Origin of the sequence: Bifidobacterium sp. N5G01 (genome assembly GCF_002742425.1) — a bacterium.
Taxonomy (GTDB): Bacteria; Actinomycetota; Actinomycetes; order Actinomycetales; family Bifidobacteriaceae; genus Bifidobacterium; species Bifidobacterium hominis.
Map to the genome: position 1 here is coordinate 72,144 of NZ_NJNP01000004.1, position 20,718 is coordinate 92,861.

At 55.4% G+C, this 20,718-nt stretch carries 16 protein-coding genes and 1 pseudogene; 4 read left to right on the forward strand and 13 right to left on the reverse strand.

Features of this window, described 5'->3' with window-relative positions:
* Positions 1-71: 71 nt before the first annotated feature.
* The 7 genes from CE168_RS06890 to CE168_RS06920 form a co-directional block, all read right to left on the reverse strand.
* On the reverse strand, positions 72-1,112 hold the full coding sequence (locus CE168_RS06890) for a 3-isopropylmalate dehydrogenase (RefSeq protein WP_003835420.1): 1,041 nt from the start codon (positions 1,110-1,112) through the stop codon (positions 72-74).
* 206 nt (positions 1,113-1,318) lie between these two features.
* Positions 1,319-3,769: a S9 family peptidase gene (locus CE168_RS06895; RefSeq protein WP_173405882.1), complete on the reverse strand. Its 2,451-nt coding sequence runs from the start codon at positions 3,767-3,769 to the stop codon at positions 1,319-1,321.
* 162 nt (positions 3,770-3,931) lie between these two features.
* Positions 3,932-5,167, reverse strand: coding sequence for an App1 family protein (locus CE168_RS06900; protein WP_099571714.1), 1,236 nt, complete (start codon positions 5,165-5,167; stop codon positions 3,932-3,934).
* A 135-nt stretch (positions 5,168-5,302) separates the two neighbouring features.
* Complete coding sequence (gene gcvH, locus CE168_RS06905; protein WP_099571715.1) at positions 5,303-5,707, reverse strand: glycine cleavage system protein GcvH; 405 nt, start codon at positions 5,705-5,707, stop codon at positions 5,303-5,305.
* Positions 5,708-5,763: 56 nt separating this feature from the next.
* Positions 5,764-6,852, reverse strand: a complete 1,089-nt coding sequence (gene nudC / locus CE168_RS06910) for an NAD(+) diphosphatase (protein WP_099571716.1) — start codon at positions 6,850-6,852, stop codon at positions 5,764-5,766.
* 115 nt (positions 6,853-6,967) lie between these two features.
* The gene (locus CE168_RS06915; RefSeq protein WP_099571717.1) at positions 6,968-7,816 is read right to left on the reverse strand and encodes an alpha/beta fold hydrolase; all 849 of its coding nucleotides are present in this window, start codon (positions 7,814-7,816) and stop codon (positions 6,968-6,970) included.
* Between the two features lie 45 nt (positions 7,817-7,861).
* Positions 7,862-8,482, reverse strand: coding sequence for an NUDIX hydrolase family protein (locus CE168_RS06920; RefSeq protein WP_039199164.1), 621 nt, complete (start codon positions 8,480-8,482; stop codon positions 7,862-7,864).
* A gap of 190 nt (positions 8,483-8,672) precedes the next feature.
* Between CE168_RS06920 and trxA the strand changes: the two genes are divergently transcribed.
* Positions 8,673-9,038: a thioredoxin gene (trxA, locus tag CE168_RS06925; protein ID WP_039199165.1), complete on the forward strand. Its 366-nt coding sequence runs from the start codon at positions 8,673-8,675 to the stop codon at positions 9,036-9,038.
* 246 nt (positions 9,039-9,284) lie between these two features.
* Entirely contained in the window at positions 9,285-10,283 is a 999-nt protein-coding gene (locus tag CE168_RS06930; protein WP_099571718.1) for a G5 domain-containing protein, read from the forward strand.
* A 172-nt stretch (positions 10,284-10,455) separates the two neighbouring features.
* On the opposite strand, the gene CE168_RS06935 is transcribed toward CE168_RS06930, so the two are convergent.
* From CE168_RS06935 to CE168_RS06945, 3 genes and pseudogenes are all read right to left on the reverse strand, one after another.
* Positions 10,456-10,956: a hypothetical protein gene (locus CE168_RS06935; RefSeq protein ID WP_003835436.1), complete on the reverse strand. Its 501-nt coding sequence runs from the start codon at positions 10,954-10,956 to the stop codon at positions 10,456-10,458.
* 128 nt (positions 10,957-11,084) lie between these two features.
* Positions 11,085-12,740: a sugar transferase gene (locus CE168_RS06940; protein ID WP_180753742.1), complete on the reverse strand. Its 1,656-nt coding sequence runs from the start codon at positions 12,738-12,740 to the stop codon at positions 11,085-11,087.
* Between the two features lie 205 nt (positions 12,741-12,945).
* Positions 12,946-13,224: pseudogene (locus tag CE168_RS06945) on the reverse strand (alpha-glucosidase); the annotation flags it as partial.
* 263 nt (positions 13,225-13,487) lie between these two features.
* Between CE168_RS06945 and CE168_RS06950 the strand changes: the two are divergent.
* Entirely contained in the window at positions 13,488-14,450 is a 963-nt protein-coding gene (locus tag CE168_RS06950; RefSeq protein WP_099571721.1) for a nucleoside hydrolase, read from the forward strand.
* A 77-nt stretch (positions 14,451-14,527) separates the two neighbouring features.
* Complete coding sequence (locus tag CE168_RS06955; protein ID WP_099571722.1) at positions 14,528-15,934, forward strand: MFS transporter; 1,407 nt, start codon at positions 14,528-14,530, stop codon at positions 15,932-15,934.
* A 419-nt stretch (positions 15,935-16,353) separates the two neighbouring features.
* Here the strand turns inward: CE168_RS06955 and CE168_RS06960 are convergent, their stop codons facing one another.
* Genes CE168_RS06960 through CE168_RS06970 form a run of 3 tightly spaced genes read right to left on the reverse strand, consistent with a single transcriptional unit; the run spans position 16,354 to position 20,612 of the window.
* Positions 16,354-18,894, reverse strand: coding sequence for a glycoside hydrolase family 31 protein (locus tag CE168_RS06960; RefSeq protein WP_099571723.1), 2,541 nt, complete (start codon positions 18,892-18,894; stop codon positions 16,354-16,356).
* Between the two features lie 12 nt (positions 18,895-18,906).
* The gene (locus CE168_RS06965; protein ID WP_099571724.1) at positions 18,907-19,728 is read right to left on the reverse strand and encodes a carbohydrate ABC transporter permease; all 822 of its coding nucleotides are present in this window, start codon (positions 19,726-19,728) and stop codon (positions 18,907-18,909) included.
* Positions 19,725-20,612, reverse strand: coding sequence for a carbohydrate ABC transporter permease (locus CE168_RS06970; protein WP_033501658.1), 888 nt, complete (start codon positions 20,610-20,612; stop codon positions 19,725-19,727). The genes CE168_RS06965 and CE168_RS06970 overlap by 4 nt, the downstream gene beginning before the upstream one ends.
* Positions 20,613-20,718: the final 106 nt, after the last annotated feature.

The window sequence follows — 20,718 nt, forward strand, 5'->3', positions numbered from 1 at the left end:
GAAGCTCGATTCGACGGGCGTTTCAACAGGCGAATGGATCCGGCAAAATCATATAATCCGGATCATGCCCGTCACATGCGGGCCAGAATGTCGCGTCCGACCTCGTCGGTGGAGCGGGTGGTGGATCCCAGTTCCTCAATGTCGGCTTCGACGGCCGCATCGATCTTGGCTGCGGCTTCGTCGAATCCAAGGTGGCGCAGCAGCATGGCTGCGGAAAGAATCGCGGCGGTCGGATTGGCCTTGTTCTGACCTGCGATATCTGGAGCGGAACCGTGGATCGGCTCGAACATGGACGGGTATTCGTCGGAAGCGTTGATGCATCCGGAAGCGGAATAGCCAACGCCACCGACCACGGCGCCGGCCTCGTCGGTGATGATGTCGCCGAACAGGTTGTCGGTGAGGATCACGTCGAAACGGGACGGATTGGACACCATGAAGATGGTGGTCGCGTCAATGTGCAGATAGTCATGGGAGACTTCCGGATATTCCTCGGCGACCTTGTCAACGATGCGCTGCCACATGTCGCCCGCGTTGACGAGCACGTTCTTCTTGTGCACGAGGGTCACATGCTTCCTGCGCTTCATGGCCAGCTGGAAGGCGTAACGTACCACGCGCTCCACACCGTAGGCGGTGTTGATGGAGACTTCGGTGGCCACCTCGTTCGGAGTGCCGCGACGCACCGCTCCGCCGGCGCCGCAGTACAGGCCTTCGGTGCCTTCACGCACTACAACGAAGTCGATGTCGCCCGGGTTGGCGAGCGGGGAGGTCACGCCCTTGTACAGCTTGGAAGGACGCAGGTTGACGTACTGGTCGAGATCGAAGCGGAGCTTGAGCAGCAGACCACGTTCCAGAATGCCGGCCTTGATGCGCGGATCGCCTACGGCGCCCAGCAGAATCGCATCGGTCTTCTTGATGCGCTCCTCTTCCTCTTCCGGAAGAATCGCACCGTCGCGCAGGTAACGCTCGGCACCAAGATCGAAATTCTCGTAATCGAATTCGGCGACGCCCTCGGCCGCCTTCTCCAGCGCCTTCTGGGCCCACGGAGTCACTTCCTTGCCAATGCCATCGCCCGGAATGACGGCGATGGTGTACTTCTTTGCAGAATCACTCATAGCACGCGACTCTAGTCAACGGATCAGCACGTGGACACGTAACGCTCAACTAGTGGACACTCCATATGGCGTCGTCGGCGGCCACGAACGTGTCACCTTCATTGATTTTGACGTCGTATGGCACTTTCCAATGCAGTTCGGTGTAGGACCCTCAAATCGGGGGCCCTACAAGAAACGCCGAACATACACGGTCGGACACAAACGAATTAATGCGTAATACCCATCATCGCAAGGCACCAAGCATTCTCATAGGAAATCTCCTCCCACTGCTTATACCTTCCGGACGTACCCCCATGACCGGCCTCAACCTCAATCTTCGCCACGGCATCCACACCAGCGCGCTGCAGGCGAGCCAACCATTTCATCGGCTCCACATACAGCACACGCGTGTCATTCATCGACGTGGTGATGAAAATCTTCGGGAAAACCACAACCCGATCATCATCGGCATCAGCCGGCGCATTCTCATACGGCGTATATTCCTTCATATACCGATACACGTCCGCATTATGCAACGGATCGCCCCACTCGTCCCACTCCGTAACCGTCAACGGCAACGACGGGTCAAGAATCGACGTCAACGCATCCACAAAAGGCACATCCGCCTCAATACCGGCAAAACATTCAGGAGCCAGATTCGCCACGGCACCCATCAACAGGCCACCGGCGGAACCACCATCGGCCACCGTGCGAACAGGAGACGCCAAACCGGCACGTTGCAACGCACGCACGGCATCAACGAAATCCTCAAACGAATGCTTCTTATTGAGCAGATGCCCCTGCTCATACCAGGCACGACCCATCTCACCGCCGCCGCGAATGTGCGGCACCGCATAAAGCACGCCACGATCAAGCATACTGATGCGAGACACCGAGAATCCCGGATCCGAACTGATCTCATACGCGCCATAACCAGTAACGAACATCGCCGAATCACAAGCAGGCACGTCCCGACGCCACACCAAGGAAACGGGAATACGCTCGCCATCGCGGGCGGTGACCCACACTCGGCGTTCCATATATTCGCGCGGCTCAAATCCACCAAGCACGGTGGCACGCTTCAACAGGCGATCCTCACCGGTTGCCGGATCGACATCATGCAGCTCGCCGGGGCGCGTATAGCTGGCGAACGAGTAGCGTATACGGGGCGCATCATATGAAGGATTATCTCCCGTACTAATCGAATACAGGCGCCGGGTCTCCCCCGGCATCGCATCGGCAGTCGCGCCATCCGACGAAGTCATCGCCTTACGGGAAATCCCATGCACGGCCGATCCTTCGCCTTGCGCAGCGGCCAACTGGTCGAGCGCACCCCACACTTCGGCACGCTCCACGTTGATCTCGTCCACCGACTCATCAACATCCCAATCGCCTTCCAACGCGTGCGGAACCAGCTCGGTGAACCGCCATGGGCGACCTGCAAGAAAATCCTCCGCGGCCGCATCCTTCGTCATCACCGCAATATGCGGCAGACTTTCCGCACGGTACTGCAACGCCACGTAATGCCGATGAATCGAAATTCCCTCGATGCCAAGACCATGCGCACCCTGCAAAATGGCGGGATTGCAAGGATTCGAATACGGCGTGCCGATCGGCATCGAAGAAGCGCCCGGTTCAACATCGTCGCCATGCTCGCATCCGTACGGCGAACCGACGGCCACACGCACACCCTCACCCAAACGATACGGGGGCTCATGCGAACGCATGTCAATCACATCGATTTCGAAATTCGGGTTCAACGCATTGTGGTAAACCACGGCGAGCGGAATGTCCTCGCCATGCTCGCCGGCACCTTCGAAACGGCTGAAGCTCACGTCATATTCCACATCCGGCTCGCGCGGAATGAACGCACGGAATTCACCTTCCGGATCGTCAGTGGAAAGCAGCAGCACTTCGGTGGTGGTTTTCGATCCGGTGCCGATCACCAGATTGCGTTCGTCGAACGACAGGCCGATGCCCACCCAGAATCGTTCGTCCTGTTCACGATACACTTCCACATCGTCGGTGACGGGGGTACCAACGCGGTGTCGCATCACCGCATATGGACGCCATGCGTCGTCGAGCAGCACGTAGAACACCCATTGCGCGTCCGGCGTGAAGCAGGCGCCGCCGATGCCTTCGAACACTTCCGGCAGTTCATCGCCGGTTTCGATATTGCGAATACGGAAATTGTAACGTTCGTCGCCGCTGGTATCAGTGCCGTACAGCATCCAACGTCCGTCTTTGGAAACATCCATGCCACCAATGCGGAAGAAATCGTAGCCTTGCGCTTCGGCATTCGTGTCGAACACCACTTGTTCGCCGTCGAGGGGAACGCCGATCTCAATGGTCGGCGGATCCCAATCGTCTGCGCTTCGAATCGGCACACGGCATTGCACCGCATACTGCTGGCCTTCCTTGGTGCGTGTGAAATACCAGTAGCCGTCCATGCGCGTTGGCACGGACATGTCGGTTTCCTGCACATGCGATTTGAACTCGTCGAACAATGTGGTGCGTAGGTTTTTCAACGCTTCCATGCGCTGTTCGCAATACTGGTTCTGTGCGGCGACGTAATCCTGCACGTCCTGCGATTCCTTGTCGCGCAGCCATTCGTACTCATCGATGAAGGTGTCGCCGTGGAACACGCGCTCCGTCGGCACGCGTTTCGCGATCGGCATTCCGCATTCGCCCAGACGGCTCTGACGGCTCTTGTCGTTTTCCTGCGCGCCCGTTGCGTCCTGTTCACCCCGAAAATCAGTCATGCAGGCGATTATACCGGTATCGCGCTCCCAATCCAGCGCAACGCGCATCCCCCTTACTGTAAGTGGAAAGAAAAAACGTCAGACACCCAGCTGTTGTTTCAGGAACGGCAGCATGGTTTTCATCAGATTCGAGCCAGTCGTTCCCGTAAATACAGGAACGTCGGTGACTGGAATCGGCTGCGTGGCCGCACGCCCCGCAACGGTGCCGAGATTACCGGAGGCCTCGCGTGGAGACAGTTGCCGTATGCCGATCGCAAGCACACGCCCCGGATACCGACGTGCGATCGTGGCGTACGTGGTCGGATCCTTCTGCCCATCATCGCCGATCAGAATGAACTTCATATCGGGAAAATCAGCCATTAATTGTTCGGCATACTCGAGTTTGTGCTGCACTCCGGAAGGAATGAACGTTTTCGGGCGGGGATCGAGGTCACGCAGCAGCAGCGGCCCTTCCGGGAACCCATGGTCGGCAATGAAATGCCTAATCGAGCTTTCCACGTTCCACGGCGACGTCGACAGATAGAAGAACGGGGCATCCGGGAACATGTCCGCAATGCGGTTGAACAGCAGATTCATGCCCGCCACCGGCATTTTCTTCTTCGGATCGAGCAGCAGCAGATTGTAGGCCGCTTTCATCAGGCTTGGCGCCTGCGTGACCATGACGGTGTCGTCCACGTCGGAGATTACACCGACTTTCGTGCCGCTGGGAATGGTGAACAGGTTGGCTTTGACCGGCTTGCGGCTACGCACCTTGTACGACACGTCATGCACGCCGGGTTCGAGCGAATGTTCGGCCACGAGATCGAGATAGCCTGCGGAATCGGATGCGGCGAATTCGCTGGAAACATTGCGCTGCGCATCCACTTCGTCATACACTTCCGACGCCCCCACCTGCACGGTTTCGAGGGGCACGCCGTCGATGGCGATGCGCACCTTCGTATGCGGCGAGGGGATAGTGAGCATAGCGCGGATACCTCGGGTCAGGCGTCCCGCCTGGCGTTTAAAGGGCCCGTACACGGTTCGGCAGATCAGGCGCGAGTAATGTTCGGTGCCATAGCCGACATACGGTTCCACGCGCGGATACCAATTGAGATTGCGTACCATATTTGTCGAGACCGTCACCCACCCGTTGAACGCTCTGGTGAGGGCACGGCGGAACAGCTGTGTCAGCGGAGGCTTGACTTCGATACGCTCATGTTTTGAAGCGGCATCAAAGGTGGTGACCACCTTGCGTGCGGGAATGGGCACGGTCGGCATGTCATCTTCGGATATGACATCCGGTTCACGCTGGGGCAACGGCTGTGGTTCGGTCATATCCCCACTATAAAGGCGATTGCCGAACTACTTAGTGCCCCAGCCATGAAAATCAGGGATTATTCAGGGAACGGTAACGATTTCATACCTGATTTCGCATGCGGTTCCCTGTTCCGAGACGTTTTGCCGAATCTTTTATTCCGCCACGATGTTGGCGTATTCCTCGGAGGAAAGCAGTCCCGGTTCGTCATCCTCAAGCTCGATTTTGAAAATCCAGCCTTCGCCATACGGATCGCCGGTAACGATGCCCGGATCGTCGGCCGCTTCGCTGTTCACATAGCGGATCACGCCAGCCACTGGAGTGACCAGCGGCGTGACGGCTTTGGAGGATTCCAATTCCGCCACTTCGTCGCCGGCCTGTACTTCGGTGCCGACTTCCGGCAGATCGATGTACACGAGTTCGCCAAGCTGGTCGGCCGCATATTCGGTGATGCCCACCATGGCCGGTTCGGTGGAGACGTCCACCCACACATGCTCGTCGGAGTATTCGAGATGCTCGGGAACGTCCAGATTCGGCCTGTTTTCGTTTTCTTCACTCATGAAAACTCATTCTATGTCAATTGCGCGCATTTCCCATAGCGCGGTACCGAAACTTGTTACGGCAGATCGTGGCCGAGCCATTCTTCGATCATGTAGCGGGCGATGGTGGCCTTTCCGGGGGCTTCCATACGCCCTGTTACCAGCTCGTTCATATATTCGTCACGGGTCATCCAACGCGCTTGCAGGGTCTCGTCACCGTCCACATGCACGTCGGTGGTATTGGCCACGCCCTTGAACGCCATCATGAGCGAGGCTGGGAATGGCCATGGCTGCGATCCCAAATATTTGAGTTCGCCGAGGTCGATGCCGACCTCCTCTTTGGCTTCGCGCCGGCATGCGTGCTCCAGATTCTCGCCCGCCTCCACGAAGCCTGCGGACACGGAATACAGGCCGGTGTTGCGCCATGCGCTGTTGTGCTGCAGCAGCAGACGGTCCTCATGGTCCACGATCGCCGTGATAACGGCCGGCTCCACTCTGGGGAACAGCAGCCGTCTGCCATCCGCTTCGCTGGTGCACCGCTGCGCCCATCCGCCCAACGCCGGTTCGGTCGGAGCGCCGCACGTGGGGCAATGGCGTTGGCGCGCATGCCACACACCTAGCGAAATCGCCGTTGTGGCCTGGCCAGCCTCACGCGCGCTGGCATGTGGGGCGAATCCGCGCAGGTCAACCCAGTCGAATCGTTCCGCTGCGTTTTCCAACAGCGATTTCGACGTCTTCGCTTCCGGTTCGCGCTGTTCGTCGAACGCGTCGTCCGCGCCCATATGCTCGCTGCTTGCGGCCACCGGCTCTGCAGCCTTCACACGAGACACGTCAACGGCCACCACATGCTCGTCACGCTTGCCGCCATATGAGCCGAGGAATATGGCGAGCGCCGTCGGATGCGTGTGCAATTCCGCCGCTACATAGGATCCGGGCAGCTGTGTCAAACGCATGTGCACGTTGGCGTAGTCCGCGATGGCGCCTTGTCCGCGTGGCACCGCCACCATGCCGTCTTTGACGAGAATGACTTTCGTAGCAGGTTCCAGCAGCACTGTGTCGAACAGGTCGGGTTCGTCGCGTCTTGAAACCTCATAGTCGATGTCGCCTTGCGCAAGTGGTAGGAACGGCAGTGCCTGAGTCAGCGCCAGTGGCGAGAACACGCTCATCGATTGCTTCTTTCTTTGAATACGATATATAGAAGATTTTTTCTATATAAATCGTATTTTCTTTATATTTTTGTATATCTGATTACGCTATTGACGGTAGTTGCGGGAATATCGGCTACTGCGCTCTGCGCACCAATGCAAGCAGTGCGTCGGCAACCGCCTGCGGATGCTCATAGGCGCTGAAATGACCGCAATCAAATACCACCGTCATATCCGTGCTCGTAGCCGTCATCGCATCGGCGATCGGCGCCATCACGCTCGGCGGACTCGACGGATCCTTGTCGCCGCAGATCACCGCGACCGGCGCTGTAATCGACGACAGCACATCGTTCAGGTCCGGACGGCCAGCAGCCATGCGTTCACGCCAGGCGATGCCTTCGGCCGGCTGCTCGTTGATCCATGCAGTGAACTGTTCACGGTAAGCGTCCGACTGTTTGATGGTTGAATCCTCAGGCGTGGCGGCGGCGAATCCCATAACCGGCTCATGCGTGCCCGTCGATTCGCATTCCTCGGCGATCGCGATGCGTTTCGCACGCATCTGATCGGAATCAGCGGCGGCCTTCGTGTCGCATAAGGCCAGTGCGGCGACGGCTTCGGGGTGCAAACGCTGAATGTCGAGAATCAGGTAGCCGCCCATCGAAAGACCCACCCAAATCGCCTTGTCGTATCCGGCAGCGTGCAACAGGTCGACGTAAGCGTCGGCCATGCGGTCCAAACCGTTGGGGAAAGCGCCGTCCGTGTCTTTGCCGCCGCTGTTCTCGTCGGAAGGAATCGGCCCTTCTCCCGCACCGGGCATGTCGGGAGCCCAAATCGGGAATTGTTTCACGCCATGTTCCGCAGCGGTCGTTTTCAACGCATCCGCGCATTCGTTCCACATACGGTGGTCCACAGGGAACCCGTGCACCAGCACCACGGGAAGCCCCGCCCCTTCGCAATACACATTGTTATGCAATTCGATCGTCATATGCGCTCCTCCATTACTCTCCCCTGTTGTTCATGCATTCGCAGCCTATTTGCCGGTCCAAGCAATCGCCTGACGCACAATCGTGCCATATCCGTTGCTCATCTGGTTGACGAAAGTGTCGAGAATCTCGCTGTTCGGATTGACCCATTCCACGTCGAGCGTCTCGTCCTGCGGCTTGCAATCGCCCGCGATCGGCACTACATAGCACAATGCGATCGCATGCTGGCGGGAATCGAAATAATCGGACAGTCCTGGCGTCGGGAAAAATTCAGCCACGGTGAATGGCTGCAGGCTCACTGGCAACTGCGGCAACGCGATATCTCCCAAATCCTTGGCGATATTGCGCGCCACGGCCTCACGCAACGATTCGTGGTAGAGCACGCGGCCGGCGATCAGCGTTCGTTCGATGCTGCCGTCGTCAGACACACGAAGCAGTGATCCGACCTGTGAGACACGTCCCAGATCATCGGTGCGCACCGGCACCACAAGCACGTACGGGATCGGCATTTCACCTCGCATACGGTTGATTTCGCCGGAAGCAAGCCATCCTGGAGGGTTTCCTATTCCGCGGATGAAATCCTCCGGCGTGATGTCGTCGAATTCTCCGCGACGGCGGCCTGCATCGAAATCGCCCTCGTCGGGCACTTCATCATTCATCACTGGCATAGTCCCATTATCACGCATCTTGTGTGAATTGGCTGGAAAAGCGTGCGATGGAAGACGATTCCTCTGATAGCGGATCTTACGCATGCCGGGAATGCGTCGGGTTGGGGCACGGTTATATACTCCAAAGCAATCGCATACGAGGGGTGCAGCCCGTCACGCGCGTCGATGGAACGAACAGCAAGGAGCAATCATGGCAACGCATGCAGTCACTTCCGAGGATTTCAATCAGATTGTGGAATCCAACGATCTGGTATTCGTGGATTTTTGGGCGACCTGGTGCGGTCCGTGCCGCGCATTCGGTCCGACGTTCGAAAAGGCGAGCGAAGCGAATCCCGACGTTTATTTCGCCAAGGTCGATATCGACCAGAATCCGGATCTCGCTTCCGCGGCCAAGGTGCAGGCCGTGCCGACGTTGATGGTGGTCAAGAACCAGCAGATCGTGTTCCAGCAGGCCGGTGCGTTGCGTGCGTCGGATCTGGACGATCTGATCGCGCAGGCCAAGGCGTTGGATGTCAACGCGGCCGCTGCCGAAGAGGCTGAGGCGCAGGCGGAGTAGGCTGAAAATTACAACGATTTCAAAGGTGTCGTTCGATGGTAAACATCAACGGCACTTTTTGTTTTGCCCGCCTATTGCGTACGCTTGCTTTGCCCACCTGTTACATATGCGCCCGCTCGGTTTCCATGGCGTGAGGTAAACTGGCTTGTTAGATGTGCGCTTTCCGGCGAAGCCTCGTGTGGCAGCGCACCGCATGCCGAGCATGCGTGAATTCGCCGAGGATCTGAACGCGCGTTTAGGAGCAGAATGGCTAACCACAGCAAGCACGCCCAATCGTCTACCTTCACCGTGCCGAGCAAGTCCTCGCTGGTGAAGATCGCCGCAACGGTTGCGGCGGTGGGCCTGTTGGCTACCGGCGGCATTGTGTCGCGCAATCTTTACACATCCGCGGAGCAGAATACGGCCAATCAGGTCACGGCTTTCTCCGTCACCGATTCCGCGGAGGCGTCCCGTGGCAATGCCCGCGAGCTGCTTAATGGAGACACCTCGTACGTCACCGTGAAAATCAACGGCAAGTCACGCGTGGTGCCCGGCACCAATTTCACCGACGTGAAGTCCGTGCTTGACGCGGGTGATATCACGCTCGAACCGGAAGACACGGTCTCCCCTTCGCTCACCACCAAGGTCGATGAGAAAACCGTGATCACCATTCAGCGTGCCGGCGCGAGCGTCGAGGTTTCCGACACCGCCATCGGCTTCAATGTCATCAAGAAGGAAACCTCAAGCCTGCCGGAAGGCCAGGAGAAGGTCGAGACGGAAGGCGAGGAAGGCGTGATGGAAACCACGAACCTCGTGACCAAGTCCGGTGACACCGTGGTTTCCTCCAACATGATCAGCTCGTACGTGAAGAAGGCTCCGGTCGACAAGGTCATTCTCGTTGGCACCGGCTCCACTTCGTCATCCTCCTCCAGCGCTTCCGCGTCGATCGGCACCACCGTGCCGGCGGGCGAAATGCAGCAGTGGGCGCACGATTATCTGCTGTCGAACGGCTACACCGAAGCCGATTTCACCGCCACCGTATACATCATTACCCATGAGTCCGGCTGGAGCGTCACTGCAACGAATCCAAGTTCGGGAGCCTATGGCCTGCCCCAAGCATTGCCTGGCAGCAAGATGGTGAGCGAGGGCGCCGATTGGGCTACCAATTACCAGACCCAGCTCAAGTGGTTCTGGGGCTATTGCGCACAGCGTTACGGTTCCATTCAGGGAGCCTATTCGTACTGGCTTGCCAACCACTGCTACTGATATGCGTCGCCATCTGATCTCAAGCAAGCTCGTATTGAAAGTTTATGCTGACTGGTGATTGATATTTAATTTTCGTAATTCAACGCATATAGTTTGAGCCTTGTAATATTTGAAGATATTACGAGGCTCAAACTATATTGTGATTCGATATATCACTAAGATACTATCGGTTTCACAGGGCGTTGTTGGCGCCGATCACCGTAGCTTCCTTGACGTCGTCGATCTTCCTGCGCTTGCGGCCACCATGGCCGGCCTTCGGACCGCGCTTGCCGACGGTGCCGCTACGAACCCCGTTCTTGGCGTCGAAGAGAATCACGCGCTCATCGCTGTGATATTCACCTTCCAAAGCAAAGTAGGCGATCTTGTCTGCAGGCACTTCCGGGAAAGTGAAGAACTTCTGCGTTGCAACAAGCAGGTCAAGATTGCGAGTGGTCACGGAAGCCGGACGATCAGCGTTCGGATTGTTGAACTGAACCGCGAAATCGTCGTTCTCGTCGCACACCTGGATTGCGAACTTGCCGCGCTCGTAATTCACCAGCAGCTTGACGAATTCCGGACGACCGAGCACTTCGGAAACACCCTTGGAAAAACGAACGGATTCAAGCATGACCGTCATGGTCAACTTGCCACCAGTTCTTTCGCCAACTTCTTTGAAACCATCAAGAACGGACATGTAAATCCTTCCTTTACTGTAAATAACTACGTGAAATACTGTACCTCATTGTCAGTAATAAAAAAATGCCTCCCTTTCTATTATTCAAGAAAGGGAGGCGATTTTCTTGCATCAACGCAATGCGCAGCCTAGTAGGAACCGGTACCGCGGAAGACTACGAGCACGGTCTTCGCAAGAATCGCGAGATCTCCAGCGATGGACCAATTCTCGATGTACGAAACGTCCAGATACTCGCTCTGTTCCTGCGAAAGATCCGAACGACCGGAAACCTGCCACGGACCAGTAATACCGGGCTTCACCAGCAAACGCGTGGAATACAGGGAGCCATAGCGGGCAACCTCGTCAGGCAACGCCGGACGCGGCCCAACCAAAGACATATCGCCCTTCAACACGTTAAAGAACTGAGGGAACTCATCCAACGAAGTCTTACGAATAAAATGGCCAATTTTCGTAATACGTGGATCATCCTTCATTTTGAAGATAAAACGATCGCTCTGGCCATTCTCTTCAGCAAGCTTCTTCTTCAACTCTTCTGCATTGGTAACCATGGAACGGAACTTGTACATGGTGAACGGCTTACCATGTAACCCGACACGCTGCTGAGAGAAAAACACCGGACCACCATCATCGAGTTTGATGGCAATAGCCACACCAAGCATAATCGGCGAAGAAATCAACAACGCGCAAGCCGAACCTATGATGTCGACGACACGCTTCACCACAGCAGTAGCAGTAGTGTATTGCGGCAGACTCGCCAACAACACCGGCTGCTCAGCAGTATTACGCAAATACAAGCGATGCCCGCTCACGTCAGCCAAAGACACAGCCAGGGCAAGCTCCATACCCAAAGATTCCACTGCAAGAGAGATACCATGCAGCATTTCGGAATCACGAGACAGCACGTCGGCAACATACACTTCTTGAGCGCCAAGGCTTTCGCACGTGCGGGGGAACGCGGAATTAAACGGGATCACCTTCAGCATATCGGCACCCTCAACGGTGGGATCCGGCTCGAACGAAGTGACCACATACGCGTCTTTCTTGCTGCCGTCAGCTTCAATCGGGCATACTGCGACCGGCGAATACCCCCAATTGGAATAATCCTGCATGGTACGCAACGCACGGTTAATGCCGTCGGAAGAACCAATCACCACGGTCTTATACTTGCAAGAACCTTTTTTGCGGCTGCGATGCAACCACTGACGCATCTGCCAACGGGCAATCACTTCCAGAAAGAACGCGATGATCGGGGCAACGATAAGTGCCGTTCGTGGAAGCGCAAGTTTGAAAATAAACGCAACCGAGCAATACGTGATAATAGTGAGCAGCGAAGCGTTGATGATCTTCGCGTACAGCTCATAGCCCTCCGCCATCACATGCCTATGGTATGCACCGACGATCGTAAGGCTCAATACCCAAATGGCACTGAAGCAAACAAGAAATAGCCAGAATGGCATGACGCTACCGATGGCTTCATATGCAGAATTGTTTGCCCACAGGCTGAACGCGAGAGAAACCAGCATGACGGCAAGGTCGACCATCACCAGACAGGCAACGAACGAATACCTCCACCCCGGAACGACCTGCTTCTTGGCCCGCTTGCGGCTACGCCCGTCCCCATCAACGGGAAACGGCGTGTTCGAGAATGTCATCGGTTCAAACTGCGAAACGTTTTGAGCTTGATCCTGAACATGCGCCCGCTGCTTATGCCATGCGTTGGAGGAAACAATATGTATTTCCTCCGTCTTTGGAGTTGAATCCGAATCGCAGGAGTTCCCTCGCATGTCCAATCCCTTCAGTCTAGCTCTTACACTCCATCCCTCTAAGGCAGACTACACCCACCCCCCCCCCGAGTAACATCCACCACCCTAGAATGGCATAGAAGGGTGATGGATGTCGGTACTCCCAGAATCAGCCGCGATCGACAAACTCAATGTTTGCTGATCATACGAAGTTTCTGCAGTATTGCAGGACTTTCTTCCGTCAATAGCGATGCGTCACCGTGAACTGCGGGTCGGCGCCAAAATCGCGGTTGACCACCATCTGCGTGAGATTGTCCTCAAATTCGCCGGAGTCAGACCATTCGAAGCGGATCAGCGATTCCGTTAGAATGCCGATTCTCCAATGCTCCCCCTGCAGGGTCGATGCTTCGCGCATATTCGGATGCGCCTTACGCACATACACCGCAAACGGCCCATCCGTTGCGTTCGCCGCACTGTTCACAGCGTCATTCACCGCGCTCTCTGCACCCGTTCCGATGTCTGACATAATAACCCCCTACGTTTCTGCCATGACAGAGCCCCACCCCCGCAAAAGGCCTACGAGCAACCCCCTATCTCGCGCAACATTCCATCCTCGCAACTTATGACGATTGACAAAGGTGCTAAAACCATTTATCATCGGTTAGTGAATTTGATTAAACGATTTACCATCGTGTAATGCCGCACGGTCTCGTTTGATCGGCAAGCTTCGGCGAGGCGGTCGCAAGCTTGGATTATTCGCAGTTGCAAGACTGTGGAAGGAGAAACACTATGAAGAAAATCATCCTTGATTTGGACACCGGCATTGATGATACCCTTGCCATGTCGTATGTCCTCGCTTCAGAAGACGCTGAACTGATTGGAATTACCGGAACCTACGGAAACGTGCTATTGGAAACGGGCGTCGCCAACGATCTTAACCTTCTGTCTATGTTCGGACGTGAGGATATTCCGGTATTCAAGGGCGTCTCTCATCCAAGCAACGCCACCGATTTCGCAGTCCCCGACAGCTCCGGCATCTTCCACGGAAAGAACGGCACCGGAAACGTCGACATTCCCACTCGCGCGACTCGCAAAGCCGAAGAAACGTCAGCCGTGGATTTCATCATCGACTGCGCACGCAAGTACGGCAAAGACGAACTCGTGTACGTTCCCACCGGCCCGTCCACCAATATCGACGCAGCCTTCGCCAAAGCTCCGGACATCATCGACAACATCACCATCGTGATGATGGGTGGCTCACTAACCCAGCCAGGCAATTGCAACCCCTTCATGGAAGCCAATGTTTCCATGGATCCGGAAGCTTCAAATCGTCTTTTTGCAACTTCCGCAGACATCACCATGATCGGTCTCGATGTGACCATGCAGGTCCTACTGACCAAAAAGGAAACACAACAGCTGCGCGACACGGGCACGAAGGCCGGCACATTCCTGGCAGATATGACGGACTATTACATTGACATCAGCGAGCAGGAGGATCCCGCATTCCAGGGAGGCTGCAATCTGCATGATCCCTTGGCCGCCGCAGTGGCGATCGATCCGACGCTGGTCACCACATACCCAATCAACCTCATGGTTGAGACCGAGGGACCAAGCATCGGACGAACCATTGGCGATCCGGCCCGCCTGCTGAGCCAGCCGAAGAACACGAAGGTCGCGCTTGGCGTCGACGCGGAACGTTTCGTCGGCCGACTCATGGAACGTCTGCTCAAGCTCGCTCGAGAATCCGAGTAGCCGCGAAGAAGCGGACTCATGCGAAAAGCAGACTTATACGAAAACACCCTTACACAAAGCTTTATACAAGGAGAAAAATGTCTGATTCCACCCAAGTCGTAAATACGACGGCTACAGACGATTTCGAAGACAACCGTGCGAAAACAAAGAAGGCCCTCCCCGCCTTGCTTATTGTGTTCACGCTTGGAACGTTGATGATCCAAGCATTCAATCTGGTGTTCCAAAATATTGGCGATTCGTTGGGCATGTCCGCCAGCGCGTCGCTGATCAGCACGCTTCCGGGCATTGTACTCGGCGTCGTCTGCATGCTGTACGGCACGCTGTGCGATTTCATCTCACCTAAGCGTATGACGTTGTTTGGCGTGAGCGCTTTGGTAATCGGCAGTCTGCTCGGTTTCTTCTGTTCGTTCAATTTCTGGGTTGTGCTTATCGCTCGCATGATTCAGGTTGCCGGCGCACAGGTCGCCGGTTCAGTGTTCCTTGTGATGACGGTGAAATACCTGAACGATAAGGAGAAGGCCATCTATATCGGCATTTACAATGCGGTCTACTATTTGGCTGCTGCGATCGGCGTGTTCGCAGGTGGTTTCATCACTTCTTTCGACTGGAAGTATTTGTTCCTCGTTCCGGCCATTTCCATGTTCTTCATTCCGCTGTTGATTAAGAACACGCCGGACATCAGCGCCAAGGGTGAGCGCATCGACGGTTTTGGCATTGCGCTGTTCGCGGTGTTCGCGGGACTCATCGCCATCTACTTCTCGTTCCCGAGCACGTGGCTGCTGGTAGCCATTGTACTGCTCGGCATCGCCTTTTTCGCTTGGATTCTCAAGGGCAGCAAGCCATTCCTGAGCAGGTCTTTCGTTACCAACAAGGCGTACATGTCAATCCTGCTGCTGCAGTTTGTGTTCTACTTCTTCAACTTCGCTTGCGTGCCGATTTACAACGTTATCGGCGAGCAGTTGTATAACATGCCGTTGACCACGATCTCGCTGTGCCTCACGCTGGTGTATGTGGTCGCCACGATTGTCGGCTGCGTTTCCGGTCCGGCCGTTAACAAGCTTGGCCGTATGAAGACGCTGCTCGTCGCATCGGTGCTTATGGTTGTCGGTTTTGCCGGATCCGCCATTTTCATCGAGAAGGGATTCTGGATTCTTACCGTGCTGGCCTGCGTGTTCATTGCCGGAGTCACAGTGGTGTACACCCCGATTTACGATGCCGCTTCCGACGCGTTGCCTGTTGAGGAGAATGGTCGTGGCGTCGGCATCCTGGATTTGATGATGAATACTTCCGCATCAATCGGCATGGCCGTGTATTCCAGTCTGATCGCCAATCCTTCGCTCGCCAAGAGCGGATTGTTCGGCATTGGCAGTGGAGCCGCCGCACAAACATCCAATGTGTTCTGGATTATGTGCGCAGCGTCCGTACTTGCCTTGATTCTCGTACTGACGTTCCGCAAGAGCTTCAGCACGAAACGTGCCGAATAGCGGAAGACACTGCTGAAACGTCGGTTTCCGGCAGATAGCAGATAGTTCGCGTGGATTGCACTTGCGATTGCTGGATTGAAGTAATTCAGATTCAACAATCGCAAGTGCGTTTTCATTATGCCCGCAAGCGCAAGCCCCCTCTGCACAACTTAAATCCAGAGATGATTCTCGACTTGTACAGACATGCGATCACATTCACGATCGTCAAATCTGAATTTCTTCAGTCCAGAAATCGAGATGCAATTCAGAAAATGACATATTTCGCTTACGTCTCACTTATATATGGCAGATTTCGCATCTTGACATGAGGCATCTCGCTTATATATGGCACATCCCCTGCGAAAACAGCCACTTCGGGGGTACGTTTCTGAGGGTTTCGCCACATGCGTCTGCCATATATAAGCGAGATGCTCCCAGAATCAGCTGCGAAGGAGGATTTCCTCTAGGGCGCTGATTACCGAATCGGGCATGCCGGAGGTGCCGAACAGCTCGTTGCTGAAACGGGGCGCGGTATCGAAGGTGCGCAGAGCCCCGAGCGCACGCACTCCTTGCTCACGAATCGTCTGCATCGCATGCTCTTTGGAAATGTACGGCATTTGCGCATGCAAGAGCACGTCAAGCACGTCCTGTTCGACTGAATTCTCGGCAATCTGCAGTCCGTCTGAAATCGTAACGTTCAAGCATGCAGTAGACGGCACGTCGCGCACAACGACCGACAGACTCAACGTCTGCTGATCGTATGTAATTTCTGCAGTATCGCAAGCTTTACCGTCAATTTCGATACGAACGTTCTGCATGTCTGGCTGCGCAACCCCACGGAACACAACCTCCCAGTTACGCTGTGCCGGAATGGCAACAGCACAGCCTTCCACCGGACTGACGGTGAACTGCGTGGTATTGTCTGCATTCTTCCAGTCGAAGCTCATGCGCGTATCGGCAACATGGGTTTGATCTTCGCCTGACTCCGCAGAGCCGTCGTCTTCCTTGAGTGTGAACGAACCGTTCGCACCGGGGAACACCAGCACCTGCAGGGACTCCGGATTGCCAAGATCATTCACTTTATTGCCCTCGCCAAGCTGCTGCAACGGCACGATACCGCCAGCCTTGGCAAACACCGGCATACGGTCGATCGCACGCCACACTTCCAAACGACGCCCGGACTTCCCTGCCGAAACGTAACGGCGCCCGTCGAAGAAGTCATACCATTCACCTTGCGGCAGCCATGCTTCCGTGCTACCCAGCTGCGCGGAATCGTCATTGTCGGAAACGATGGGTGCAACCAGCAGCTCAGTACCGAAACGGAATTCATCCGGCACCTCGTACGCCTGCGGATTGTTCGGATCCGCCCAATACATCGGCTCCACCAATGGCATGCCTTCGAACGCGGCGCGATAGTTCATGGTGTACAGGTACGGCAGCATCATATGGCGCAGTCGCAGCGAACCCACCATGGAATCGCGCACTTCCGCGGAGAAGTTCCACGGTTCCTTACCCATGAACTGCGAATTGCTGGAATGCAGTCGGTTGATCGGACTGAACGCGCCAAGCTGGTACCAGCGGGCTTCCAAATGTTCGTTGCGGTATCCACACATGTGACCGCCGATATCGTGACTCCACCATCCGTAGCCGATATTCGAAGCGGTAGCAGTGAAATACGGCTGGAATTGCAAGGATTCCCACGTAACAATGGTGTCTCCCGAGAAGCCGACCGGATAGCGGTGCGAGCCCGGTCCCGCATACCGCGAGAAGGTAAGCGCCCAATTCCCGTCACGCCCGGAATCCAGGTAGTGCAAGTGGTTGAGCACCCACAGCGGGTCGAGTCCCGGCTGACGGGTCACACCGCCCTGCTGCCAGTCGAGCCACCAGAAGTCAACGCCTTCGGCTTCCATACGATGATGCATGTCGAAGTAGGCGCTTACGAAATCCGGATTCGTCAGGTCGAATTCCACCGCCTCTTCGGTTGCGGGATCGATGCCGACGCGCTTGGCCACTGCCTCATAATCGTCTTCGAACGCGCGAACGCCATCTCGCGGATGCACGTTCAATGTGGCTTTCAGGCCGCGCTCATGCAGGTCGTGCAAAAACGCCTTATGGTCCGGGAACAGCTGCTTGTTCCACGAATAGCCGGTCCAACCGGAACCGTATTTCGGGTCGATATCGTCCACACGATGCCAGTCCATGTCGATCACGGATGTGGTGAATGGAATGCCTTCACGCTTGAACCGGTCCATGAGCTGCACGTACTCGTCTTGCGTGTAGCGGTAGTAGCGGCTCCACCAGTTGCCGAGTGTGAAGCGCGGCAGCAGCGGCGTTGGTCCGGCCAGCTTGTAGAAGTCTTGCACCGCTTCGGTGTAGCGGCGGCCGTAGCCGAAGAAGTAGAAGTCGGTTTCCTTGTGATCGCGCGGCATAACCCAAGCCCCCAGCGGATTCGGCTTGCCGTTCACTTCGTGGGCTTCCACGATCACGTTCGCGGCGGAATCGTCGAGCACCGCCCATCCGTCTCGCGAAATCACACCATCGTCCAGAGGAATTTCGCCGTTCGCCTCGTCGAGCGTGCGCGCGGTGCCTTTGAGATTATGCTTCGGCTCGTCGCCGTAATACCACGTATTGAACTGGGTGTCGGACATGCCCTTGACGACTACGCTCAAGCCTTCTTTGCTGAACGGCTTGCCATCATACGTAATATGCAATGCGGGAGTGTCAACAATGAGCAGTCCATCACGGTGCGTCACCGTGAACTGCGGGTCGGCGCCAAAATCGCGGTTGACCACCATCTGCGTGAGATTGTCTTCGAATTTGCCGGAGTCAGACCATTCGAAGCGGATCAGCGATTCCGTTAGAATGCCGATTCTCCAATGCTCCCCCTGCAGGGTCGATGCTTCGCGCATATTCGGCCGCGCCTTGCGCACATAGTCGGAGAACACCGTACTGGTTGCGTTATCTGATGCGTTGTTTGTCATACCGCTCCTACCTTACTTACCACTGCCAGTCGCAATGCCCGCAATGAACTGCTTCTGGAAAATCATATACACAATGATCACCGGAACAATTGCCAACGAAGTTGCTGCGAACAATCCGCCGTAATCGGTGCCGTATTGGCCGTTGAATGCCTTCAGACCGACAGCGAGCAGCTGCTTTTTTTCGTCGGTAATCATCAAGAATGGCCACAGGTAGTCTTCCCAATTCCACAGGAAGGTGAAGATGGCGAGCGCCGCGATAGTATTGTGGCTCATTGGCAGAATGATGCTATGGAAGATTCTAGTTTCGGATGCGCCATCGAGTTTTGCCGCTTCAATGAGTTCGTCGGAAATTCCCGAGATGGATTGACGGAACAGAAAGATGCCGAATGCGCTGATCATGCCAGGAAGCACGAGCGACGTGTAGGTGTCTTGCAGACCCCAGTTGGTGAACATTTCGTATTGCGGAATGATGGTCACTGCCCAAGGAATCATCATGGTGCTCATAACGATGCCGAAAAGCAGGTTGCGACCACGGAATCGCATTTTAGAGAACACGTAACCAAGCACCGCACTTGTGTAGATTGCAATACCGGTTTTCAGTACTGCTACGATTAGCGAGTTTGCGAACAATCGCAAGAAATTGAACTTTTCTTGGATGCTCACATAGTTGTCAATCGTGGATGGCTTAGGGAATAATCCTCCGGTCACTTTGACGATTTCGCTATTTGGCGCGAATGATGAAATGAACATCCAAACAAATGGAACAATGGTGATGATGGCGGCGATGAAGAGCAGAATCGTAAGAATGATGCCGCCAATTTTACGTGATTTCATGCCAGTTCCTCCGAATCTCCAGAAACCTTGAACATGATGAGGGTGAGCACACCAGTGAACAGGAAGAGCACAACTGCCTGAGCTGACGCGACGCCGAAGTTGTATTTCTGGAATGCCTGATCAAAGATGAGATAGCTGATGGTGTAGGTTGACGTGCCCGGACCGCCTTCGGTCATGACGAGAATCTGCACGTATGCCTGCAGATAGCTGATCAGTGACGTGATGACAATGAACAAGGTGGTTGATTTAAGCAGCGGCAGGGTGATTTTGAAGAAAATCTGCACTGAGTTGGCACCGTCGATGGCGGCCGCCTCGTACACGTCTCGAGGAAGATTCATGAGACCGGCCAAATATAGAACGGTCGCGTAGCCGAAATCCTTCCAAATGGTCATGATGATGACTGCCGGCATGGCCCATTTGGTGTCGTGCAGCCAGTTGATGTCGAGTCCTGTGATTTTGTCTACCATGCCGAACTGCGGGTCGAACATCCACATCCACACGAAAGAGACTGCCACGAGCGGAGTGATAGTCGGCATGTAGAACAGACCTCGGAGGGTGTCTTTGCATTTGACGAGTTTGGCGCTGAGCAGCAGGGCCAAGCCGAGACCAAGCACAATGCGGAAGAGTGTGGAAACACCTGCGAATACCGCCGTGTTCCCCATGGAAGTCCAGAAGAGTTTGTCAGTGAGGATCTGTTTGAAGTTGTCGAGTCCGACCCAATCATAAGTGCCAATCAGAGGATTCCAGTTATGCAAACTGCCCGCGAAGGCTTTAAAAATTGGGTAGGCCAGGAAAATGGCGAAATAGACCACCAAAAAGGCAACGGCCATGTTGCGTAGGGTGAAAATTCTCGATACCAGAGATTCACCATTTTTGTTTTTCATTGAATCTCGCCTCTCTGTGAGCCGATTCGACCGTTTTGTTACGCAATACAGAATGTCAGATCGAATCGAATAAGAAGATTGAACGTATCTCGTAGATAAAAGGCAG

Excerpts from the sequence above, each read along its gene's own strand:
- CE168_RS06960 (WP_099571723.1), bottom strand. The coding sequence starts at position 18,894 with ATGACAAACAACGCATCAGATAACGCAACCAGTACGGTGTTCTCCGAC.
- CE168_RS06920 (WP_039199164.1), bottom strand. The coding sequence starts at position 8,482 with ATGCCAGTGATGAATGATGAAGTGCCCGACGAGGGCGATTTCGATGCA.
- CE168_RS06965 (WP_099571724.1), bottom strand. The coding sequence starts at position 19,728 with ATGAAATCACGTAAAATTGGCGGCATCATTCTTACGATTCTGCTCTTC.
- trxA (WP_039199165.1), top strand. The coding sequence starts at position 8,673 with ATGGCAACGCATGCAGTCACTTCCGAGGATTTCAATCAGATTGTGGAA.
- nudC (WP_099571716.1), bottom strand. The coding sequence starts at position 6,852 with ATGAGCGTGTTCTCGCCACTGGCGCTGACTCAGGCACTGCCGTTCCTA.
- gcvH (WP_099571715.1), bottom strand. The coding sequence starts at position 5,707 with ATGAGTGAAGAAAACGAAAACAGGCCGAATCTGGACGTTCCCGAGCAT.
- CE168_RS06970 (WP_033501658.1), bottom strand. The coding sequence starts at position 20,612 with ATGAAAAACAAAAATGGTGAATCTCTGGTATCGAGAATTTTCACCCTA.
- CE168_RS06915 (WP_099571717.1), bottom strand. The coding sequence starts at position 7,816 with ATGACGATCGAATTGCATAACAATGTGTATTGCGAAGGGGCGGGGCTT.
- CE168_RS06890 (WP_003835420.1), bottom strand. The coding sequence starts at position 1,112 with ATGAGTGATTCTGCAAAGAAGTACACCATCGCCGTCATTCCGGGCGAT.
- CE168_RS06955 (WP_099571722.1), top strand. The coding sequence starts at position 14,528 with ATGTCTGATTCCACCCAAGTCGTAAATACGACGGCTACAGACGATTTC.
- CE168_RS06935 (WP_003835436.1), bottom strand. The coding sequence starts at position 10,956 with ATGTCCGTTCTTGATGGTTTCAAAGAAGTTGGCGAAAGAACTGGTGGC.
- CE168_RS06940 (WP_180753742.1), bottom strand. The coding sequence starts at position 12,740 with ATGCGAGGGAACTCCTGCGATTCGGATTCAACTCCAAAGACGGAGGAA.
- CE168_RS06950 (WP_099571721.1), top strand. The coding sequence starts at position 13,488 with ATGAAGAAAATCATCCTTGATTTGGACACCGGCATTGATGATACCCTT.
- CE168_RS06930 (WP_099571718.1), top strand. The coding sequence starts at position 9,285 with ATGGCTAACCACAGCAAGCACGCCCAATCGTCTACCTTCACCGTGCCG.
- CE168_RS06895 (WP_173405882.1), bottom strand. The coding sequence starts at position 3,769 with ATGCCGATCGCGAAACGCGTGCCGACGGAGCGCGTGTTCCACGGCGAC.
- CE168_RS06900 (WP_099571714.1), bottom strand. The coding sequence starts at position 5,167 with ATGACCGAACCACAGCCGTTGCCCCAGCGTGAACCGGATGTCATATCC.